Origin of the sequence: Pseudomonas mandelii (assembly GCF_002251635.1) — a bacterium.
Lineage (GTDB): Bacteria > Pseudomonadota > Gammaproteobacteria > Pseudomonadales > Pseudomonadaceae > Aquipseudomonas > Aquipseudomonas mandelii_B.
The window spans coordinates 1-2,785 of record NZ_NMOJ01000229.1 but is presented as its reverse complement, the minus strand read 5'-3'; the positions used below and the strand labels follow the sequence as shown (position 1 = coordinate 2,785).

Sequence of the window (2,785 nt, the reverse complement as noted above, 5' to 3'; positions counted from 1 at the left end):
CTGTTCCGTGCCTACAAGGTCTCCAAGCGCCTGGACGATGATATTTCCGCCGTNTGCGCCGCCTTCAATCTGCGCATTGAAAACGGCGTGATCGCCGACGCCCGCGTCGCCTTCGGCGGCATGGCCGCAATTCCGAAACGTGCGAATCACTGCGAAACCGTGTTGCTCGGCGCGCCATTCAATCACGCCACCGTCGAACGCGCCTGCGCCGCACTCGCCGAGGATTTCACCCCGCTGTCGGACTTCCGCGCCAGCAAGGAATACCGCCTGCTAAGCGCACAGAACCTGTTGCGTAAATACTTCATCGAGCTGCAAACACCGCACATCGAGACTCGGGTGACCGCTTATGTCTAACCATCACGCCGTCGTTAANACCCAGGCCGAACTGGCTGAACTGTTCGCCAAGGACCTGACCACCGGTGTCGGCCGCAGCGTCAAGCACGACAGCGCCGCCAAGCATGTGNNCGGCGAAGCGCAGTACATCGACGATCGCCTGGAATTCCCCAACCAGTTGCACCTGTATGCGCGCATGTCCGACCGCGCCCACGCCAGAATCATCAGCATCGACACCGCGCCCTGCTACGCGTTTGAAGGCGTACGCATTGCTATCACCCACGAAGATGTACCGGGTCTGAAAGACATCGGCCCCTTGCTGCCGGGCGATCCATTGCTGGCCATCGACGACGTGCAATTCGTCGGTCAACCCGTACTGGCCGTCGCTGCGCGCGACCTGGAAACCGCGCGCAAAGCCGCCATGGCGGCCGTGATCGAATACGAAGACCTGGAACCGGTGCTGGATGTGGTCGAGGCNCTGCGCAAACGCCACTTCGTGCTCGACAGCCACACCCATCAGCGTGGCGATTCGGCCGGCGCACTGGCCACGGCGAAAAACCGTATCCAGGGCACGCTGCACATCGGCGGCCAGGAACACTTCTATCTCGAAACCCAGATCTCATCGGTGATGCCCACCGAAGACGGCGGCATGATCGTCTACTGCTCCACGCAAAACCCCACCGAAGTGCAGAAACTGGTGGCCGAAGTGCTGGACGTGTCGATGAACAAAATCGTCGTGGATATGCGCCGCATGGGCGGTGGTTTTGGCGGCAAGGAAACCCAGGCGGCCAGCCCGGCGTGCCTCTGCGCGGTGGTCGCGCGCCTCACCGGCCAGCCGACCAAGATGCGCCTGCCGCGCGTCGAAGACATGCTGATGACCGGCAAGCGCCACCCCTTCTATATCGAATACGACGTGGGCTTCGACAGCACCGGTCGCCTGCACGGCATCGCCCTGGAACTGGCCGGCAACTGCGGTTGCTCGCCAGACTTGTCGNNCTCGATTGTCGACCGCGCGATGTTCCATGCCGACAACTCGTATTACCTGGGCGACGCCACCGTCAATGGTCATCGCTGCAAGACCAACACTGCCTCCAACACGGCTTATCGAGGCTTCGGTGGCCCGCAAGGCATGGTCGCCATTGAGGAAGTGATGGACGCCATTGCCCGCCATCTGGCGCTGGACCCATTGGCCGTGCGCAAGGCCAATTACTACGGCAAGACCGAGCGCAACGTCACCCACTATTACCAGACCGTCGAGCACAACATGCTCGAGGAAATGACCGCCGAGCTTGAGGCCAGCAGCCAATACGCCGAGCGCCGCGAAGCGATTCGCCTGTACAACGCCCACAGCCCGATCCTGAAAAAAGGCCTGGCGCTGACGCCGGTGAAGTTCGGCATCTCGTTCACCGCGAGCTTCCTGAACCAGGCGGGCGCCCTGATCCATATCTACACCGACGGCAGCATCCACCTGAACCACGGCGGCACCGAGATGGGCCAGGGCTTGAACACCAAGGTCGCGCAAGTGGTGGCCGAAGTGTTCCAGGTGGAAATGGACCGCGTACAAATCACCGCTACCAACACCGACAAGGTGCCGAACACCTCGCCGACCGCTGCCTCCAGCGGTGCCGACCTCAACGGTAAAGCCGCACAGAACGCCGCTGAAATCATCAAGAAACGCCTCGTGGAATTCGCTGCGCGCCAGTACAAGGTCAGCGAAGAAGACGTGGAATTCCACAACGGCCATGTGCGCGTGCGCGACCAGATCCTGACCTTTGAAAGCCTGATTCAGCAGGCGTATTTCGCCCAGGTCTCGCTGTCGAGCACCGGGTTCTACAAGACGCCGAAAATCTTTTATGACCGCAGCCAGGCAAAGGGTCGGCCGTTCTATTACTTCGCGTTCGGCGCGGCCTGCTGCGAAGTGATCGTCGACACCCTGACCGGCGAATACAAGATGCTGCGCACCGACATCCTCCACGACGTGGGCGCCTCGCTGAACCCGGCCATCGACATCGGCCAGGTCGAAGGCGGCTTCATCCAGGGCATGGGCTGGCTGACCATGGAGGAACTGGTATGGAACAACAAGGGTAAGTTGATGACCAATGGCCCGGCCAGTTACAAGATCCCGGCCGTGGCGGATATGCCGCTGGACCTGCGCGTGAAGCTGGTGGAAAACCGCAAGAACCCGGAAGACACGGTGTTCCATTCCAAGGCTGTGGGTGAGCCGCCGTTTATGCTCGGGATCGCCTCGTGGTGTGCGATCAAGGATGCGGTGGCGAGTTTGGGTGAGTATCGCCATCAGCCGAAGATCGATGCACCGGCCACGCCGGAGCGGGTGTTGTGGGGCTGTGAGCAGATGCGGCAGTTGCAGGCGGCGAAGGCTGTTGAGACTGACGCCGAGATGGCTTCGCTCTAAGGACCGAGGTGCTNCCATCGCGGGCAAGCCAGCTCCCAC

1 protein-coding gene and 1 pseudogene are annotated in these 2,785 nt (G+C 61.5%); both read left to right on the top strand.

All coding sequences use genetic code 11. The features are described from left to right. Nucleotides 1-354: pseudogene (locus B7L09_RS27250) on the top strand (xanthine dehydrogenase small subunit); the annotation flags it as partial. Beyond that, nucleotides 347-2,746 (top strand): xanthine dehydrogenase molybdopterin binding subunit, encoded by a 2,400-nt coding sequence (xdhB, locus tag B7L09_RS27245; RefSeq protein WP_094471473.1) that lies wholly within the window; start codon nt 347-349, stop codon nt 2,744-2,746. The pseudogene B7L09_RS27250 and the gene xdhB, both read left to right, overlap by 8 nt. Nucleotides 2,747-2,785: the final 39 nt, after the last annotated feature.